Raw genomic sequence first — 264 nt, forward strand, 5'->3', positions numbered from 1 at the left:
GAGACCGTGCCCGACCACGTCGCCGACGACGAGTGCCACCCGTGCGCCGGACAGCGGGATCACGTCGAACCAGTCACCGCCGACGCCGTGGTCCACATCCGCGGGCAGGTAGCGTGACGCCACCTCGACCGCCGGACCGCCTCGCAATCTGCTCGGCAGCAGGGCGCGTTGCAGGGTGAGGGCAGCGGCGTGCTGGCTTGCGTACTGGCGGGCGTTGTCCAGCGACTGGGCGGCGCGGCCGACGAGTTCTTCGGCCAGGAGCAG

General features: G+C 72.0%; 1 protein-coding gene. It reads right to left on the minus strand.

Annotated elements, in window-relative coordinates; all coding sequences use genetic code 11:
- On the minus strand, window positions 1-264 hold a 264-nt coding region (locus ADL25_RS20375), incomplete at both ends, for a PP2C family protein-serine/threonine phosphatase (RefSeq protein ID WP_420711350.1).

The sequence above is a fragment of the Streptomyces sp. NRRL F-5122 genome, assembly GCF_001507435.1.
Classification (GTDB): domain Bacteria; phylum Actinomycetota; class Actinomycetes; order Streptomycetales; family Streptomycetaceae; genus Streptomyces; species Streptomyces lannensis.